Raw genomic sequence first — 15,713 nt, forward strand, 5'->3', positions numbered from 1 at the left:
GCCGAACACAGAGGTCGAGAAGCTTTCGCAAAGGTCGCAAAAGGAACGCCGAAAGTCTTCGACGTCTACTTTTGCGACTGCTACGTAACTTTTAACTTTCTTCCGCGTTCGGAGTCCGGATTAAAGGTCTTCGGAACCCAGCAGCATTTCCGTGATGCCCATGCCGGCCTTCACCATCGGGAACACGTTCTCGGTGGGGTCGGTGCGGAAGTCCATGAACACCGTACGGTCCTTGAGCTTGCGGGCTTCGCGCAGCGCGGGCTCCACGTCCTGCGGGCGCTCGATCAGCATGCCGACGTGACCGTAGGCTTCCGCCAGCTTCACGAAGTTGGGCAGCGCGTCCATGTAGCTGTGGCTGTAGCGGCCGGAATATTCGATTTCCTGCCACTGGCGCACCATGCCCAGATAGCGGTTGTTCAGCGAGACGATCTTGATCGGCGTGTTGTATTGCAGGCAGGTCGAGAGTTCCTGGATGCACATCTGCACCGAGCCTTCGCCGGTGATGGTGAACACTTCCGCTTCCGGCTTGGCCAGCTTGATGCCCATGGCGTAGGGAATGCCCACGCCCATGGTGCCGAGGCCCCCGGAATTGATCCAGCGACGCGGCTCGTCGAAGCGGTAGTACTGCGCGGCCCACATCTGGTGCTGCCCGACGTCGGACGTAATGTAGGCATCGGCGTCCTTGGTCATGTTCCACAGCGTCTCGACCACGTACTGCGGCTTGATGACGTCCGTGTTGCCGCGGTCGTACTTCAGGCAATCCTTGCTGCGCCAGGCTTCGATGGTCTTCCACCAATCGGCCAATGCACCTGCATCGGCCCTGGTGGTGCTCTCGCGGATCATCGAGATCAGTTCGGTCAGCACATCCTTCACGTCACCGACGATCGGGATATCAACCTTCACGCGCTTGGAGATGCTCGACGGATCGATGTCGACGTGGATGATCTTGCGCTCGTTCTGCGCAAAGTGCTTCGGATTGCCGATCACGCGGTCGTCGAAGCGCGCACCCACCGCCAGCAAGACGTCGCAGGTCTGCATCGCATTGTTGGCTTCGATGGTTCCGTGCATACCAAGCATGCCCAGGAACTTGCGATCGCTCGCCGGATAGGCGCCCAGGCCCATCAGCGTGTTGGTGACCGGGTAGCCCAGCATGTCGACCAGCGTGCGCAGTTCGTTGGTGGCATTGCTCAGCAACACGCCGCCGCCGGTGTAGATGTACGGACGCTTGGCGTTCAACAACAGTTGCAAGGCCTTGCGGATCTGGCCGCCGTGACCCTTGCGCACGGGGTTGTACGAGCGCATCTCCAACTTTTCCGGGTAGCCGGAATAAGGCGTCTTCTTGAAGGACACGTCCTTCGGCACGTCCACCACCACCGGACCGGGACGGCCGCTGCGTGCGATGTGGAAGGCCTTCTTCATCGTCAGTGCCAGGTCCTTCACGTCCTTGACGAGGAAGTTGTGCTTGACGATGGGCCGCGTGATGCCGACGGTGTCGCATTCCTGGAAGGCATCGAGGCCGATGGCCGCGGTCGGCACCTGGCCCGAGATGATGACCATCGGGATCGAGTCCATGTAGGCCGTCGCGATGCCGGTGACCGCGTTGGTCAGGCCGGGGCCGGAGGTGACCAGCGCCACGCCGACTTCGCCGGTGGCACGTGCATAGCCGTCCGCCGCGTGCACGGCCGCCTGCTCATGCCGCACCAGCACATGCTGCATGGTGTCCTGCTTGTAGAGCGCGTCGTAGATGTAGAGAACCGCACCGCCGGGGTAGCCCCAGATGTACTGGACGCCTTCGGCCTGGAGTGCCTTGACCAGCACCTCCGCGCCCATGAGTTCTTGTGCTTGGTTGCCCATCCCGGAGGATGCGGCTGCTGCGGAAGCGAGTTCCGATTTGGAGATTTCCATGATCAACCTTTGTGATTTTCGGGAACGAAAAACCTTGGGTGCCCCTTGCCAACCCTTGTGAGGTCGCGTCGGGACTTGAGGCCAAAGCCATGAGCGGACTGGATGCTCCGCCGGACAGTGACCCGTTTGCGTTTTGACGTGCGACTGCGATTATGACACCTCAAATGGCCGAATTTCGGGTAGCCGGCAGGCAAAACTGCCGATGCGATAATCCGCGCCGTCCAAAACATAACGCCTGGAAGAGACAACCCACGCTGCGCTTCACCGCGTCCATATCCGTTTGGCTACCGAAAAAGAACTCTCCGACTTCCTCAAAAGTGTCGAACGACGCGCCTTCAAGCGCTCGGTCTACCACGTGCGCGATGAGGAAGCGGCGCTCGACATCGTGCAGGACAGCATGATGAAACTGGCCGAACACTATGGCGACAAGCCGGCCAACGAGTTGCCGATGCTGTTCCAGCGCATCCTGTCGAACTGCACGCTGGATTGGTTTCGCCGCCAAAAGACCCGCAGGGCACTTTTTTCGAACCTGAGCGACTTCGAAGCCCCTGAAGACGACGGCGAATTCGATCTGCTGGGAAACTTCAACTCCCCCACCGATTCCCGCGAGACCGAAAGTGCCGAGGACACCACCCGTCGTGCGCAGATATTCCACGAAATCGAAGAAGAGATCGCTGCGCTCCCGGCGCGTCAACGAGAGGCGTTTCTGATGCGTTACTGGGAGGAAATGGACGTTGCCGAGACCGCCGCAGCGATGGGGTGTTCCGAAGGCAGTGTCAAAACCCATTGTTCCCGCGCCGTTCATGCCCTGAGCAAAGCGCTCACGGCCAAAGGTATATCGCTATGAACGCAACACTTTCGAAGACCCCCTCCGCTCTTGAAGAGCAATTCGCCCGTCGCTTGGCGAACCGACTTTCGGCCGGCAATGCCGAACTTCCGCACGACATCGGGGAGCGCTTGCGTGTCGCACGCCAGCAGGCCGTCGCCCGACGCAAGCTCGCCCCGGCGCTGCATCCTACGGAGGTGCTCGTGTCGTCGGGTGGCGCCGCTGCGCTGGGGGGTGGCTGGTGGACACGCATCGGCGCCGTTGTGCCGCTGATTGCGCTTGTGATCGGGATGATCACGATCAGCATCGTGCAGGACGAAAATCGCGCGAACGACATGGCCGAAGTCGATGCCGCGCTGCTGACGGACGACCTCCCGCCCGCCGCATTCACCGACCCGGGCTTCGCGCAATTCCTCAAGACACACGCCAGCGACACTGCCTCACATTGAATCTCCGCCACTCCCGCATGGTTCTACCCCCGGCCTCTCGCGCGTCGCCGCGCCCATCGATGCGCCCGCAAACGTCGGGCGTTGTCGTTTGTGGCAGCCTGCTCGTCGCCATGACGGTAGCGGCATTGTCTGTGCTGCAGGCGACGCCTGCCGGCGCGCAGCCCGGCGCCCCTGCCGGGACATCGGAGGCGAACGGCAAGAGCCCGGTCGCTTCGAAACCGCTATGGACCAGCCTGACGCCCGGCCAGCAAGCCGCCCTGAAGCCCCTGGCGCCGCACTGGAACACGATCAGCGGCGTCCAGAAAAGCAAATGGCTGGCGATCTCGCGCAATTTCGATTCCATGAAGCCGGAGGACCAGGCCACGCTGCACAGCCGGATGAGCGAATGGGCCACCCTGAGCGCTCAACAGCGCGCGCTGGCACGGCTGAACTTCGCCGAAGTCAATCGCTTGCCGGCTGACGAACGGAAAGCCAAATGGGAAGCCTATCAGGCGCTGAGCGAGGACGAAAAGCGCGACTGGGCGGAGCGTGCGCAGATGCGCCAACCCAGTGCCGCCATCCCGGTGCGCCCCGTGCCGGAGAGGAAGCTCGCGCCGGTGCCGCCAACGACCTCCCTGCTTGGCAAGGGCGAACACAGCCCTCGCATCCAGCTCGCCCCACCGCCAGCGCCTGCAACCCCGTCAGCACCGCCGGCTCCGGTCGTTGCGGCGCCGGCGCCCGCAGCAACCGCCGACACACCCGTGCCCCCTGCGGCGGAGGCCCAGACTCCCGCGCCGGGCGCTGCCAGTGCGCCTGCGGCGCCTGCTACGATTCCACCGGTCCGCACAACCGAGCAACCCTCCTCCGCGCCCTGACCCGGCGCCGGGCCCATGAACGCTGGCGCCACCATTCATTCCGACCCCGCAACCCCCGCCTCTCCGTCCACTCCAGCGCTGCCGGATCTCACCGCCCCTGGCCTCTGGCGCCGCATGGCCTGCTGGACCTATGAGGGCATGTTGCTGTTTGCCGTGGTCTTCGTGTCGGGGTGGTTGTTCAGCACGCTGGGGCAAATGCGCGACGCGATGGACGAGCGGCGGCACTTGCTGCAGGCATTCCTGTTCGTCGTATTCGGCCTGTACTTCGTCTGGTTCTGGATCCACGGGCAGACGCTCGCGATGAAGACCTGGGGCCTGCGCATGGTCGACCGCCATGGCCAGCCCCTGAAGCAAGGCCGGGCCCTGCTACGCTACCTGCTGAGCTGGATCTGGTTCCTGCCGCCCTTGGCGGTCATGGCGCCCTTCAAGGTGTCGGGCGGGGAAGCGACGTTGCTGCTGGCCGGTTGGGTAGCCGTTTGGGCGTTGCTTGCGCGATTCCACCCGCAAGGGCAGTTCTGGCACGACGCCTGGGCCGGCACGCGCCTGATTGCTTCCAAGCCAATGAGCCGTCGATGAGCCAGCCTGAGCCTGTCGTCAATCCTCAGAAGGGCCGCAGCGGATTCGCGCGGGTTTTCCACGCGACGCTGATCTCACTCAATGGCCTGCGCGCAGGCTGGGGCGAGACGGCATTCCGGCAAGAGGTTCTCATTGCAATCGTGTTGGTGCCGCTGGCCTTCTGGCTCGGCCGCAGTTGGATGGAAGTCGCTCTGCTCGCCGGAAGCGTGGTGCTGGTGATGATCGTGGAACTGCTCAATACCGCCGTGGAAGCGGCCATCGACCGGATCGGGCCGGAATGGCACGACCTGTCGAAGCGGGCGAAGGACATGGGCAGCGCCGCGGTGTTGTTGGCGCTGCTGCTGTCGGGCGGCATCTGGCTTGCTGCGCTCTGCACGCGATTCGTCACTTGAACGCGGCATGATCGGGGCATGAACCCTGATTTTTCGATTTGCGTCTATTGCGGCTCGCGCCCCGGCGAGCGACCCGAACACTCACAAGCAGCACAGTCCGTCGGCCGCTGGATCGGCGAGAACGGCGGCCAGCTCGTCTATGGCGGCGGGCGTACCGGCCTGATGGGCACGGTGGCCGAGGCCACGCGTGCCGCCGGCGGCCGGGTGGTGGGGATCATTCCCAAGGCACTGGTCGACAAGGAACTGGCCAATCCGCTGTGCGACGAGCTTCACGTCGTCGAAACGATGCACGAACGCAAGGCCATGATGGGCGAACGCGCCGATGCCTTCGTGGCCCTGGCCGGCGGCATCGGCACCTTCGAGGAATTGTTCGAGATCTGGACTTGGCGCCAGCTTGGCTACCACGACAAGCCGGTCGGCATTCTCAATACCGCCGGGTATTACGACACCATGCTGGACTTTCTCGCGCAAAGCGTGCGCGAAGGCTTCATGGGCGACTGGCAGATGAGTCTGGTGCGCAGCGGCGTCGAGCCGGCCGCGCTCTTGCGCGAACTGCTGGAAGAAGCGCGCCGCCACCCGCGTGGCGACAAGCTCGCCGAGGTGCTTTAGCAGGCTGCCAGGCCCGACGGATCAGATCGCGGCTTCGTCCTGCTCGCCAGTACGGATGCGGACGATGCGCTCGACGTTGGTGACGAAGATCTTGCCGTCCCCGATCTTGCCGGTGCGTGCGGCGCCGACGATGGCTTCGATGCAGCGCTCGACGTCGTCCGTGTTCACGACCACCTCGACCTTCATCTTCGGCAGGAAATCGACCACGTATTCCGCACCGCGGTAAAGCTCGGTGTGGCCCTTCTGGCGGCCGAAGCCCTTGACTTCGGTGACCGTCAGTCCGGTCACGCCAACGGTTGCCAGCGCCTCGCGCACATCTTCGAGTTTGAAGGGTTTGACGATGGCGGTGATCTGTTTCATTGCGGAGGTTCTCCCGGGGTTTCGGAAAAGGGGGCGGCCGATTATGTCATTCACGCACTGTTAGGCTCCGGGGTCGATGAGTGCAAGTCCCCCCGTCTCCCCTGCTGCTTCCGGCTTCGCAACGCTGGTCCGATGGGGCAATGGCCAGGCGTGGCTGTTGCTGGTGTTCACCACGCTGATCTGGGGCGCCAACGCCGTGGCGGCACGGCTCGCGGTCGGCGAGGCCTCGCCGATGCTGGTGACTTCCGCGCGGTGGATCGTGTGCTGCGTCGCGCTCGGCCTGACTTCGCGCGGCGAGATCGCCACGCACTGGCGCGCGCTGGTGCCGCACTGGCGCTTTGTCGTACTGATGGGCACGCTGGGGTTTACCGGCTTCAACGCCCTCTTCTACACCGCCGCGCATCACACGACCGCGATCAACATCGCGATCATCCAGGGCACGATCCCGGTGTTGGTGCTGATCGGCAGCCTGTACCTCTACCGCACCCGGATCACGGTGTTGCAGGTCGTCGGGGTGACGCTGACGCTGGCCGGGATTGCGGTGGTTGCTTCGCAGGGGCACCTGGAGCGGCTGGCACAGTTCCAGTTCAACATCGGCGACGTGTGGATGCTGATTGCCTGCCTGCTCTACACCTTTTATGCGCTTGGCTTGCGCCGGCGGCCGGCCGTGCCGGCCATCGTATTCTTCGCGGCGACGGCAGCCGTGGCAAGCATCGTGTCGCTGCCCCTGCTGGTGGCCGAAATTGCGATGGGCAACTTCATCGTGCCCACGGTGAAGGGTTTGCTGTTGATCCTGTTCATCGGCACCTTTCCGTCGTACATCTCGCAGCTCACGTTCATTCGGGCGGTGACGCTGATCGGGCCGGCGCGCGCCGGAGTGTTCCTGAACCTGGTGCCGATCTTCGGGCCGCTGCTTGCGGTGCTGGTCTTGGGCGAGCCGCTCTCGGGCTTCCACGCGGCAGCGCTGGCGTTGGTGCTGGGCGGAATATGGATTGCCGAATACCTGGGCGCGCGCAAGCCATGACGCAGCGCCCTCCGAGCCCCCAAGCCCGGGCCGAGCCCGACACGCCCCCCGCGCGGGGTCAAGCCGAGATGGCAAAGCCACATCGACTTGGGTCCGACGAGCCCATCCTGCGAATCCACGGGGCGCCTTCCGAGATCGATGCGCGCGCGTGGAATGAATTGCTCGCGATGCAAGCCTCGCCGAGCCCCTTCATGCGGCACGAGTACCTCGATGCGATGCATGAGAGCGGTAGTGCCGTGCCGGCCAGTGGCTGGACCGCGGCATTCGTGACGCTTTGGCAAGGTGAACGGCTCGGCGGCGCTTGTCCGGTCTACATCAAGGATCACTCGTACGGCGAGTACGTGTTCGATTGGGCCTGGGCCAATGCCTATGAGCAGCATGGACTGCGCTACTACCCGAAGGCGGTCGCGGCGGTGCCGTTCACGCCGGTGCCGGGGGCTCGCTTGCTGGCACGGGATGCACAGAGCCGGGCGTTGCTGGCGCAGGGGCTGGTGCAGTGGTGCAGGCAGGCTGGGTTGTCGTCCTTGCACCTGCTGTTCGGTGCCGACGACGACATCGTCGCGTGCGTCGATGCGGGGCTGATGCTTCGGCACACCGTGCAGTTTCATTGGGAAAATGTGGCCCCCACGCTCGGCACTGACGTGTCCTCGCTGCCCCCCGAGGGGGTGCGTTTCGCCTTGGGGCGGCCCGGCGGCGAAACTGTGGCCCCCACGCTCGGCACTGACGTGTCCTCGCTGCCCCCCGAGGGGGTGAGTTTCGCCTTGGGGCGGCCCGGCGGCGAAACTGTGCCCCCCACGCTCGGCACTGACGTGTCCTCGCTACCCCCCGAGGGGGTACGTTTCGCCTTGGGGCGGCCAGGCGGCGAAACCAACTACCTGAACTTCGAGGCCTTCCTCGCCAGCCTGTCCCACGACAAGCGCAAGAAGATTCGCCAGGAGCGCCGCAAGGTGGCGGACGCGGGCGTCACTTTTCGATGGGCACGGGGCGCAGACATCTCGACGGACGATTGGGATTTCTTCTACCGCTGCTATGCCCGCACCTACCGGGAACACGGCAATCCGCCCTACCTGAAGCGGGACTTCTTCCAGCGGATGGCCGACACGATGCCCGACACCTGGCTTCTGTTCGTTGCCGAGCGCGGGGGACATCCGATCGCGACCAGCCTGATCGCGCTCTCGGACGACCAGCCGCGCACCGATGGCAGCGTCGGCCCCGAGGTGGCATACGGCCGCTATTGGGGTGCGCTGGAGCGCGTGGATTGCCTGCACTTCGAGGCTTGCTACTACCAGCCGCTGCAGTGGTGCATCGCGCATGGGGTGCAACGATTCGAAGGCGGCGCGCAGGGCGAGCACAAGATGGCTCGCGCGCTGATGCCGGTGAAGACGACCAGCGCGCATTGGCTGGCGCATCCGTCGTTCGCGGATGCGGTCGAGCGCTTCCTTGAACGCGAGGGCGAAGGGATCGCCAACTACATGGAACACCTGGACGAGCGCAGCCCGTTCCGGTCGGGCTGAGGTCTTCGGCCAGCGGTCGCGCAGCGCGGTCCGTGCGGACGTAAAAAAAGCGCCGGGAACGGCGCTTTTCCTGTGGCCATCGGCAAGATAAGGATCAGCCCTTGGACTTGTACGCGGCCACGCCGTCCAGGATTTCCTTGCGGGCTTCGTCCAGACCCTTCCAGCCAAGGATCTTGACCCACTTGCCGGCTTCCAGGTCCTTGTAGTGCTCGAAGAAGTGGGAGATGGTCTTCAGGCGCATCGAGTTGACGTCGTCGATCGACTTCCAGTGGCTGTAGATCGGCAGCACCTTGTCGGTGGGCACGGCCAGCACCTTGCCGTCGACGCCGGCTTCGTCTTCCATCATCAGGATGCCCAGGGGGCGGCAGGGGCAGACCACGCCGGGCGGCAGCGCATAGGGAGCGATCACCAGCACGTCGACCGGGTCGCCGTCGCCGCTCAAGGTCTGCGGGACATAGCCATAGTTGGCCGGATAGTGCATGGACGTGGTCATGAAACGGTCCACGTAGATCGCGCCCGATTCCTTGTCCACTTCGTACTTCACGGGATCGGCGTTCATCGGGATCTCGATGACCACGTTGAAGGCGTCTGGGAGGTTCTTTCCTGGAGAAACTTTATCGAATGACATGTCTTTTATAAGTTGATTGAAGGAAACAGCGAGCGACTCGGACAAACCCGAAGTTTAAGACGCGCGTCATTGCCAAGTCATACGGATTGTGACTTTTCACTGTTAAATTGGACCTGTTGGCCAATCGGTCTCCGGTTTTGTACCGGAGGCTTCGAGGAAGCAACGCGGCGGAAGCTCAGACCCGTACGCGTTGCGCGCAGGGTTACTGCTATCCGTCTCCACCAGTCCCAATGAACTCCTGGAGAAAGCAAAGCATGATCGGCAACACCCCCCTGATACTTGCCATCGTCTGCGGCCTTGTGGCCGTAGCCTATGGCTTCTGGGCCCGCAGTTGGATCCTCGCGAAGGATGCCGGCAACGCGCGAATGCAGGAAATCGCAGCGGCGATCCAGCAGGGCGCGTCGGCTTACCTTGCGAAGCAATACACGACCATCGCCATCGTTGGCGTGGTCCTGGCGGTGCTCATCGCCGTCTTCCTCGACTTCACCACGGCCGTCGGCTTCATCATCGGCGCGGTGCTCTCGGGCGCATGCGGCTTCATCGGCATGAACGTGTCGGTACGGGCCAACGTGCGCACGGCGCAGGCTGCCACCAAGGGCATCGGGCCGGCGCTGGATGTGGCCTTCAGGGGCGGCGCGATCACCGGCATGCTGGTGGTCGGGCTCGGCTTGCTGGGTGTCGCAGGCTTCTTCTGGTTCCTCGGTGGCGCCAGCCAGACGGACAGCAAGGCACTGTCGCACGTGCTCAATCCGTTGATCGGCTTTGCCTTCGGCTCGTCGCTGATCTCGATCTTCGCGCGGCTGGGCGGCGGCATCTTCACCAAGGGCGCCGACGTGGGCGCCGACCTGGTGGGCAAGGTGGAAGCCGGCATTCCGGAAGACGATCCACGCAACCCGGCGGTGATTGCGGACAACGTGGGCGATAACGTCGGCGACTGCGCCGGCATGGCGGCCGACCTGTTCGAGACCTATGCGGTGACGCTGATCGCGACCATGGTGCTCGGCGCACTGATGGTGACGGCAGCGCCGGTCAACGCAGTGATGTATCCGCTGGCGCTGGGCGGCGTGTCGATCATCGCGTCGATCATCGGCTGCTTCTTCGTGAAGGCATCGCCGGGCATGGTCAACGTGATGCCGGCGCTCTACAAGGGCCTGGCGGTGGCGGGTGTGCTGTCGCTGATCGCGTTCTGGTTCGTGACGAGCTGGCTCATTCCGGACAACGCGATTGCCGCGAGCGGCAGCCAACTCAAGCTGTTCGGCGCGTGCTTCGTGGGCCTGGCGCTGACGGCCGCCCTGGTGTGGATCACCGAGTACTACACCGGCACGCAATACAAGCCGGTGCAGCACATCGCGCAGGCCTCGACCACGGGTCACGGCACCAACATCATCGCGGGCCTGGGCGTGTCGATGCGTTCGACGGCATGGCCGGTGATCTTCGTCTGCATCGCGATCCTGGCGTCGTATTCGCTGGCCGGCTTGTTCGGTATTGCAGTCGCTGCGACGTCGATGCTCAGCATGGCCGGCATCGTGGTCGCGCTCGATGCCTACGGCCCCATCACCGACAACGCCGGTGGCATTGCCGAGATGAGCGAACTGCCCGACAGCGTGCGCGCCGTGACCGATCCGCTGGACGCGGTCGGCAACACGACCAAGGCAGTGACCAAGGGCTATGCCATCGGCTCGGCCGGCCTCGCATCGCTGGTGCTGTTCGCCGACTACACCCACAAGCTGGAAGGCTTCGGCCAGGCGATCGACTTCAACCTGAGCGACCCGATGGTGATCGTCGGGCTGTTCATCGGCGGGCTGATCCCCTACCTCTTCGGCGCGATGGCGATGGAAGCCGTGGGCCGTGCGGCCGGTGCGGTGGTGGAGGAAGTGCGCCGCCAGTTCCGCGACATCCCCGGCATCATGGAAGGCACCGGCAAGCCCGAGTACGGCAAGGCGGTGGGCATGCTGACAGGCGCGGCGATCAAGGAAATGATGATTCCGTCGCTGCTGCCGGTGGTGGTGCCGATCGTGGTCGGCCTTGTGCTGGGACCGAAGGCGCTGGGCGGCTTGCTGATGGGCACGATCGTGACGGGCCTGTTCGTTGCCATCAGCATGTGCACCGGCGGCGGCGCATGGGACAACGCGAAGAAGTACATCGAGGACGGCCACCACGGCGGCAAGGGCAGCGAGGCGCACAAGGCCGCCGTCACCGGCGACACCGTGGGCGACCCCTACAAGGACACGGCCGGCCCCGCCGTCAACCCGCTGATCAAGATCATCAACATCGTGGCGCTGCTGATCGTGCCGCTGGTGGTGCAGTTCCATGGCGTGAAGGCAACGGGCGCGCCGGTCTCGCCGCCGCCGGTCGCGGCACCGGCTCCGGCGCCTGGCCCGGCCGCATCTGCGAGTGGCGAAAGCGCGATGGTGAAGATCGAGAACGGCGTCGTGAAGTTCTACTTTGCGACCGGCAGCAATGACATCGCACCGAATGCGAAGGAGTCGCTGGCCGACGTGGTGAAGGCGGTGCAAGCCGGCAACATCGCGCTGGTGAGCGGCTACCACGACGCGAGCGGCGACCCGGCCAAGAACGCCGAGTTGGCCAAGCAGCGCGCAGAGGCTGTTGCCGCGGCTCTGAAGGCAGCCGGTGCGCCGGCCGACAAGGTCGAGTTGGCCAAGCCCGAGCAGGCGCAAGCCGATGGGCCGGCCTCCGAGGCACGGCGCGTCGAGGTCAAGATCAAGTCCTGACCGACGTGCCGAGCGCCGAGAGGCTCGAGGCCTTCATCGCCGCCGTCGAAGGCGGCGACCATGTGAAGGCCATCGAGGACTACTACACCCAGAACGCCAGCATGCGCGAGAACCAGTCCGAGCCGCGACGCGGCCGACCTGCGCTGGTGGCGAACGAGACCGCAGTGCTCGCGCGCACGGCGTCGGTGGTGTCGAGGTGCGTGCGACCGGCGCTGGTGAATGGCGACCACGTGGTCATCCGCTGGACCTTCGACTTCACCGGCAAGGATGGGCGCAGCATGCACATCGAGGAGCTCGCCTGGCAGCGCTGGGAAGGCGACCGGATCGCCGAGGAAGAATTCTTCTACGACCCGGCGCAGATGCGGCCGCGCTGAAGGCATGAATATTTCTACTGCGGTCACCGATCTCGGGCCTGTGATGCTCACAGCACGAGAGTGCGGTTCCGCTCCGCAAAACGGCCTCCCGGCTGGCGCCCTCGCTACGAAATCTTGATGCCTTCCGAGCCCTACAACAAGGCCTCCGGCACCAGCGGCCCCAGCAAGTTGTTCTTGAGGCGCTGCAGCCAGGTCGATTCCGGCTCGTAGGTCAGGACCACCTCCTTGTCCTCGTCCATCGTCAGCCATTCGATGGTGCGCTTGTTGGTCACCCATCGCAGGCGGTAGGCGCTTTCCAACTTGCTGATGTTGATGATGCGCAGCAGTTCGCGCGCCAACTGCGGACTGTCGACCATGATGCCGAGCTCGGTGTTGTCCGTGGCCGAGCGCGGATCCAGGTTGACGGAGCCGATGAACAGCTTGCGCTTGTCGACCACCGCAGTCTTCGCATGCAGGCGGCCGAGCGACTTGCCGAACATGTCGAGGCGCTGGTTCTTGGTGGTGCGCGCCGGACTCAGTTCATAAAGGTCGCAGCCCGATTCCAGCAGCCGTTCACGGTAACGCGCATAGCCGCTGTGCACCAGGGGTTCATCGTTGGCTGCGAGCGAGTTGGTCAGCAGCGTCACGCTCACGTCGCGCTTGCGCAGCGCCCCGAAGGCTTCCATGCCCTTCTCCCCCGGCACCAGGTAGGGCGAGGTCAGTTGCACTTCGTTTTCGGCGATGAGCAGTTGCGACCAGAAGCGCATCGTGACGCTGGTGGCCAGTGCCTCGTCATCCGACATGTAGCGCAGCTTGGTGGGCGGGTCGGCGACCGCATTGGCGGGCCCCCACAGCAGCCCGATCCGACCAGCATCGAGCTCTTCGCCGATCGGGCCGTAGCCCAACACGTCCGTCGAAGGCAGCACGATCTTGGGCGGCCGCGCACGCATGCCGACGCGCTGGTCGAAGTCCTCGATCATCGCCGTGCGGCCCCGCTGCGGCTTGACGATGTCCGTGATCGGGTAGACCACGTCGCTGTTCCAATACGTGTCGTAGATCCCTTCGAGTTGCGGGACGACCTTGCCGACCATGAGCGCATCCATGTCGACGAAGTTGGTCGCATCGTTGAGCACGAAATATTCGTCAGCGATGTTGCGTCCGCCGGCCACTGCCATTACGCCATCGGCAATGAAGAGCTTGTTGTGCATACGGTGGTTCAGCCGCGGGATGTCGGATGCCGAGGCGGCGAACCGGCCCGCCAGGCTGCCCCTCGCGCAGCAAAACGGGTTGAACAGCCGCACCTCGATATTCGGCGTGGTCGACAGGGCCAGCAGCAACTGGTCCGTGTGCGCCGTGTAGAGGTCATCGATCAGCAGCCTCACGCGAACGCCGCGCAAGGCGGCCTCCTTGAGCGAGCGCAACAGCAAGCCGCCGGCGCCGTCGTTCTCGAGCACGTAGTACTGCAGGTCCAGCGAACGCTGCGCGCGCCGGGCGAGCTGGATGCGCGCGTCGAGCGAATAGACGCCCAGCGGCATCAACCGGAAGCCGGAGTGCTCGCCCGGCGGCGTGGATGCGGCCACGATTTTTGCCAGCGCCGTGTCGGGGCTGGGCGCGAGCGCGGCGGCCTGCGGCGTCGCGCTGCGCATCGGCAGCGCACCGCAGGCCGCGAGAAGCCCGGCCATGCCCAAGGCCAGCATGCCTCCGAGCCTGCGGCGCAAAAAGAGGCGAAATATGATGGCGCCCATCTGCCTGAAGGAATTGACCATGACGTTGCGATTCGACCGGTTGCTTGCCTGGGTGCCGATGATGCTCGCAATCGGGTTTGCCACGCCAGCCGTCGGTGCACTGGATGTGGGGCAGAAGGTGACGTCGTTCACCGCGCCGGCCGCAATGGCGGGCAAGCCCTTCACCTACTCGCTGCAGGAAGCGCTGACCAAGGGGCCCGTGGTGCTCTATTTCTTTCCGGCCGCGTTCTCGGTGGGCTGCTCGATCGAGGCCCATGCCTTTGCCGATGCGATGGAGCAGTTTTCCGCGCTGAATGCGTCGGTGATCGGTGTGTCGACCGACGACATGGAGACGCTGTCGAAATTCTCCACTCAGGCCTGCCAAGGCAAGTTCCCGGTGGCTTCGGACGCGAGCCGGAGCATCACCCAGTCTTTCGACGCGGTCATGCAGACGCGGCCGGAGTATGCGAACCGCATCTCGTATGTGATCGCGCCGAACGGCAAGGTCGTGACCTACTACCAGAGCCTGAATCCCGCCAAGCACGTCGAGAAGATGCTGGACGCGGTGCGGCAGATCAAGAAGTAACTTGTTCAGTACTTGATCTTCACGCCGGCCTTGGCGCCGGCGTTGCTCTTTCCATCCGAATGGGCCTCGACAGAGAACGAGGTCTTGCCACCCGTCTCCGCCCCCGCCGAATAGGTCGGCTTCTCTCCCGAGGTGTCCATGCCGCCGAAGGTCTTGCTGCCGTCGGGGCGCTCCACGCCCACCGTCGCGCCCTTGGTGTTGACCGACTCTTCGGTGGAGTTCACGTTGGGGCTGACGTAGACGGCGCCCTTGTCGCCGCTCTCGACCGGGAGCTTGATTTCATCCGCGAGCACGCTGCTGCATGCGGCTGCAAGGCAGACTAAGAGACCGAGGTGAATTCGCATCGCTCATTCTGTGTGCAAGAGCCCCGCTCCGGCTGTAGGTAAAAGGCGGATGCCCCCGAGCGGTTGAAAGCTTGCCGAGCATCGGCGTGAGCCGTAAGATTCTTACTTCTATCAGTAAGAATCAGGGAAACCATGAAAATCACGAGCAAGGGACAGGTCACGATCCCGCAGGCCGTGCGAGAGCAGGCTGGCCTGCATCCACACAGCGAGGTGGAGTTTGAAGTGCGTGCCAACGGCGACGTCGTCTTGCGACGGGCGCCTGCCGCCGTTTCGTCCGTGCGCACTGCCTTCCAGCGCGTGCGCGGTTCCGCCACCGCGGCGCAATTCAAGGGCATGGGTACCGACGAGTTCATGCGCTTCCTGCGTGGCTAGTCGTGCTTCGCGGGCCGCCGAGGCCGACGCGCGCTATCTCACCCGATCATCGGCCACGCTGGTCGACAGCAATGTGCTGATCGACGTGCTGGCCGACGATCCCCAATGGGCCGAGTGGTCGCTCGACCAACTCGACCGCCTCGGCCAGCAAGCCGCGCTCGTCATCAATCCGCTGATCCTGGCGGAACTCAGCCCCCGGTTCGAACGCGCCTCCGACCTGGAAGACGCCCTCGCTGGCCTTCCACTCAAGCGCGAACCGCTGCCGTGGGATGCAGCCTTCTTGGCCGGCCAGGCGTTTCGCGCCTATCGCAGCGCGCCGGGCGCAGGAACGGGCCGGGCGCGCTCGCCGCTGCCGGATTTCTACATCGGTGCGCACGCCCTGGTAAACGGGCTACGCTTGCTGACCCGCGATGCCAAGCGCTATCGCAATTACTACCCGAGACTCGACGTCATCTCGCCCTGACC

Annotated in this window: 18 protein-coding genes; 13 read left to right on the forward strand and 5 right to left on the reverse strand. The window is 64.4% G+C overall.

Features of this window, described 5'->3' with window-relative positions; genetic code table 11:
* Window positions 1-120: 120 nt before the first annotated feature.
* Window positions 121-1,905, reverse strand: a complete 1,785-nt coding sequence (locus tag WKW82_RS23235; protein WP_340344710.1) for an acetolactate synthase 3 catalytic subunit — start codon at window positions 1,903-1,905, stop codon at window positions 121-123.
* A gap of 280 nt (window positions 1,906-2,185) precedes the next feature.
* On the opposite strand from WKW82_RS23235, the gene WKW82_RS23240 reads away from it, so the two are divergent.
* From WKW82_RS23240 to WKW82_RS23265, 6 genes are all read left to right on the forward strand, one after another.
* Complete coding sequence (locus WKW82_RS23240; protein ID WP_340344711.1) at window positions 2,186-2,752, forward strand: RNA polymerase sigma factor; 567 nt, start codon at window positions 2,186-2,188, stop codon at window positions 2,750-2,752.
* The gene (locus tag WKW82_RS23245; protein ID WP_340344712.1) at window positions 2,749-3,180 is read left to right on the forward strand and encodes a DUF3619 family protein; all 432 of its coding nucleotides are present in this window, start codon (window positions 2,749-2,751) and stop codon (window positions 3,178-3,180) included. The genes WKW82_RS23240 and WKW82_RS23245 overlap by 4 nt, the downstream gene beginning before the upstream one ends.
* Before the next feature lie 131 nt (window positions 3,181-3,311).
* Window positions 3,312-4,034: a DUF3106 domain-containing protein gene (locus WKW82_RS23250; RefSeq protein WP_340344713.1), complete on the forward strand. Its 723-nt coding sequence runs from the start codon at window positions 3,312-3,314 to the stop codon at window positions 4,032-4,034.
* A gap of 114 nt (window positions 4,035-4,148) precedes the next feature.
* Window positions 4,149-4,610, forward strand: coding sequence for an RDD family protein (locus tag WKW82_RS23255; protein ID WP_422823567.1), 462 nt, complete (start codon window positions 4,149-4,151; stop codon window positions 4,608-4,610).
* Complete coding sequence (locus WKW82_RS23260; RefSeq protein WP_340344715.1) at window positions 4,607-5,002, forward strand: diacylglycerol kinase; 396 nt, start codon at window positions 4,607-4,609, stop codon at window positions 5,000-5,002. Before WKW82_RS23255 ends, WKW82_RS23260 begins: the two co-directional genes overlap by 4 nt.
* A gap of 18 nt (window positions 5,003-5,020) precedes the next feature.
* Entirely contained in the window at window positions 5,021-5,611 is a 591-nt protein-coding gene (locus tag WKW82_RS23265; RefSeq protein ID WP_340344716.1) for an LOG family protein, read from the forward strand.
* A 21-nt stretch (window positions 5,612-5,632) separates the two neighbouring features.
* On the opposite strand, the gene WKW82_RS23270 is transcribed toward WKW82_RS23265, so the two are convergent.
* Window positions 5,633-5,971, reverse strand: a complete 339-nt coding sequence (locus WKW82_RS23270; protein ID WP_213959171.1) for a P-II family nitrogen regulator — start codon at window positions 5,969-5,971, stop codon at window positions 5,633-5,635.
* A gap of 76 nt (window positions 5,972-6,047) precedes the next feature.
* Between WKW82_RS23270 and WKW82_RS23275 the strand changes: the two genes are divergently transcribed.
* Both WKW82_RS23275 and WKW82_RS23280 read left to right on the forward strand, forming a co-directional pair.
* The gene (locus WKW82_RS23275; RefSeq protein ID WP_340344717.1) at window positions 6,048-6,995 is read left to right on the forward strand and encodes a DMT family transporter; all 948 of its coding nucleotides are present in this window, start codon (window positions 6,048-6,050) and stop codon (window positions 6,993-6,995) included.
* 68 nt (window positions 6,996-7,063) lie between these two features.
* Complete coding sequence (locus tag WKW82_RS23280; protein WP_340344718.1) at window positions 7,064-8,509, forward strand: GNAT family N-acetyltransferase; 1,446 nt, start codon at window positions 7,064-7,066, stop codon at window positions 8,507-8,509.
* 94 nt (window positions 8,510-8,603) lie between these two features.
* On the opposite strand, the gene ppa is transcribed toward WKW82_RS23280, so the two are convergent.
* The gene (gene ppa / locus WKW82_RS23285) at window positions 8,604-9,137 is read right to left on the reverse strand and encodes an inorganic diphosphatase (RefSeq protein ID WP_340344719.1); all 534 of its coding nucleotides are present in this window, start codon (window positions 9,135-9,137) and stop codon (window positions 8,604-8,606) included.
* A gap of 254 nt (window positions 9,138-9,391) precedes the next feature.
* Here ppa and WKW82_RS23290 point away from each other — a divergent pair, with 254 nt between their 5' ends.
* Window positions 9,392-11,869 carry a sodium-translocating pyrophosphatase gene (locus tag WKW82_RS23290; RefSeq protein ID WP_340344720.1) on the forward strand — a complete coding sequence of 826 codons (2,478 nt, stop codon included), beginning with the start codon at window positions 9,392-9,394 and terminating at the stop codon, window positions 11,867-11,869.
* A gap of 5 nt (window positions 11,870-11,874) precedes the next feature.
* Window positions 11,875-12,243, forward strand: a complete 369-nt coding sequence (locus tag WKW82_RS23295; protein ID WP_340344721.1) for a nuclear transport factor 2 family protein — start codon at window positions 11,875-11,877, stop codon at window positions 12,241-12,243.
* A 131-nt stretch (window positions 12,244-12,374) separates the two neighbouring features.
* Here WKW82_RS23295 and WKW82_RS23300 read toward each other — a convergent pair whose 3' ends face one another.
* The gene (locus WKW82_RS23300) at window positions 12,375-13,919 is read right to left on the reverse strand and encodes a phospholipase D family protein (RefSeq protein ID WP_340344722.1); all 1,545 of its coding nucleotides are present in this window, start codon (window positions 13,917-13,919) and stop codon (window positions 12,375-12,377) included.
* 67 nt (window positions 13,920-13,986) lie between these two features.
* On the opposite strand from WKW82_RS23300, the gene WKW82_RS23305 reads away from it, so the two are divergent.
* Entirely contained in the window at window positions 13,987-14,532 is a 546-nt protein-coding gene (locus WKW82_RS23305) for a peroxiredoxin (RefSeq protein WP_340344723.1), read from the forward strand.
* A 5-nt stretch (window positions 14,533-14,537) separates the two neighbouring features.
* Here the strand turns inward: WKW82_RS23305 and WKW82_RS23310 are convergent, their stop codons facing one another.
* On the reverse strand, window positions 14,538-14,825 hold the full coding sequence (locus WKW82_RS23310; protein ID WP_340344724.1) for a hypothetical protein: 288 nt from the start codon (window positions 14,823-14,825) through the stop codon (window positions 14,538-14,540).
* 183 nt (window positions 14,826-15,008) lie between these two features.
* Between WKW82_RS23310 and WKW82_RS23315 the strand changes: the two genes are divergently transcribed.
* Together WKW82_RS23315 and WKW82_RS23320 are read left to right on the forward strand one after the other, a co-directional pair.
* Window positions 15,009-15,248: an AbrB/MazE/SpoVT family DNA-binding domain-containing protein gene (locus WKW82_RS23315; protein WP_340344725.1), complete on the forward strand. Its 240-nt coding sequence runs from the start codon at window positions 15,009-15,011 to the stop codon at window positions 15,246-15,248.
* Window positions 15,241-15,711, forward strand: a complete 471-nt coding sequence (locus WKW82_RS23320) for a type II toxin-antitoxin system VapC family toxin (RefSeq protein ID WP_340344726.1) — start codon at window positions 15,241-15,243, stop codon at window positions 15,709-15,711. Before WKW82_RS23315 ends, WKW82_RS23320 begins: the two co-directional genes overlap by 8 nt.
* Window positions 15,712-15,713: the final 2 nt, after the last annotated feature.

It is taken from the genome of Variovorax rhizosphaerae (assembly GCF_037889975.1).
In the GTDB taxonomy this organism is placed as follows: domain Bacteria; phylum Pseudomonadota; class Gammaproteobacteria; order Burkholderiales; family Burkholderiaceae_C; genus Variovorax; species Variovorax rhizosphaerae.

Excerpts from the sequence above, each read along its gene's own strand:
- WKW82_RS23260 (WP_340344715.1), top strand. The coding sequence starts at position 4,607 with ATGAGCCAGCCTGAGCCTGTCGTCAATCCTCAGAAGGGCCGCAGCGGA.
- WKW82_RS23255 (WP_422823567.1), top strand. The coding sequence starts at position 4,149 with ATGGCCTGCTGGACCTATGAGGGCATGTTGCTGTTTGCCGTGGTCTTC.
- ppa (WP_340344719.1), bottom strand. The coding sequence starts at position 9,137 with ATGTCATTCGATAAAGTTTCTCCAGGAAAGAACCTCCCAGACGCCTTC.
- WKW82_RS23290 (WP_340344720.1), top strand. The coding sequence starts at position 9,392 with ATGATCGGCAACACCCCCCTGATACTTGCCATCGTCTGCGGCCTTGTG.
- WKW82_RS23245 (WP_340344712.1), top strand. The coding sequence starts at position 2,749 with ATGAACGCAACACTTTCGAAGACCCCCTCCGCTCTTGAAGAGCAATTC.
- WKW82_RS23235 (WP_340344710.1), bottom strand. The coding sequence starts at position 1,905 with ATGGAAATCTCCAAATCGGAACTCGCTTCCGCAGCAGCCGCATCCTCC.
- WKW82_RS23280 (WP_340344718.1), top strand. The coding sequence starts at position 7,064 with ATGGCAAAGCCACATCGACTTGGGTCCGACGAGCCCATCCTGCGAATC.
- WKW82_RS23265 (WP_340344716.1), top strand. The coding sequence starts at position 5,021 with ATGAACCCTGATTTTTCGATTTGCGTCTATTGCGGCTCGCGCCCCGGC.
- WKW82_RS23300 (WP_340344722.1), bottom strand. The coding sequence starts at position 13,919 with ATGCTGGCCTTGGGCATGGCCGGGCTTCTCGCGGCCTGCGGTGCGCTG.
- WKW82_RS23275 (WP_340344717.1), top strand. The coding sequence starts at position 6,048 with ATGAGTGCAAGTCCCCCCGTCTCCCCTGCTGCTTCCGGCTTCGCAACG.
- WKW82_RS23315 (WP_340344725.1), top strand. The coding sequence starts at position 15,009 with ATGAAAATCACGAGCAAGGGACAGGTCACGATCCCGCAGGCCGTGCGA.
- WKW82_RS23305 (WP_340344723.1), top strand. The coding sequence starts at position 13,987 with ATGACGTTGCGATTCGACCGGTTGCTTGCCTGGGTGCCGATGATGCTC.
- WKW82_RS23270 (WP_213959171.1), bottom strand. The coding sequence starts at position 5,971 with ATGAAACAGATCACCGCCATCGTCAAACCCTTCAAACTCGAAGATGTG.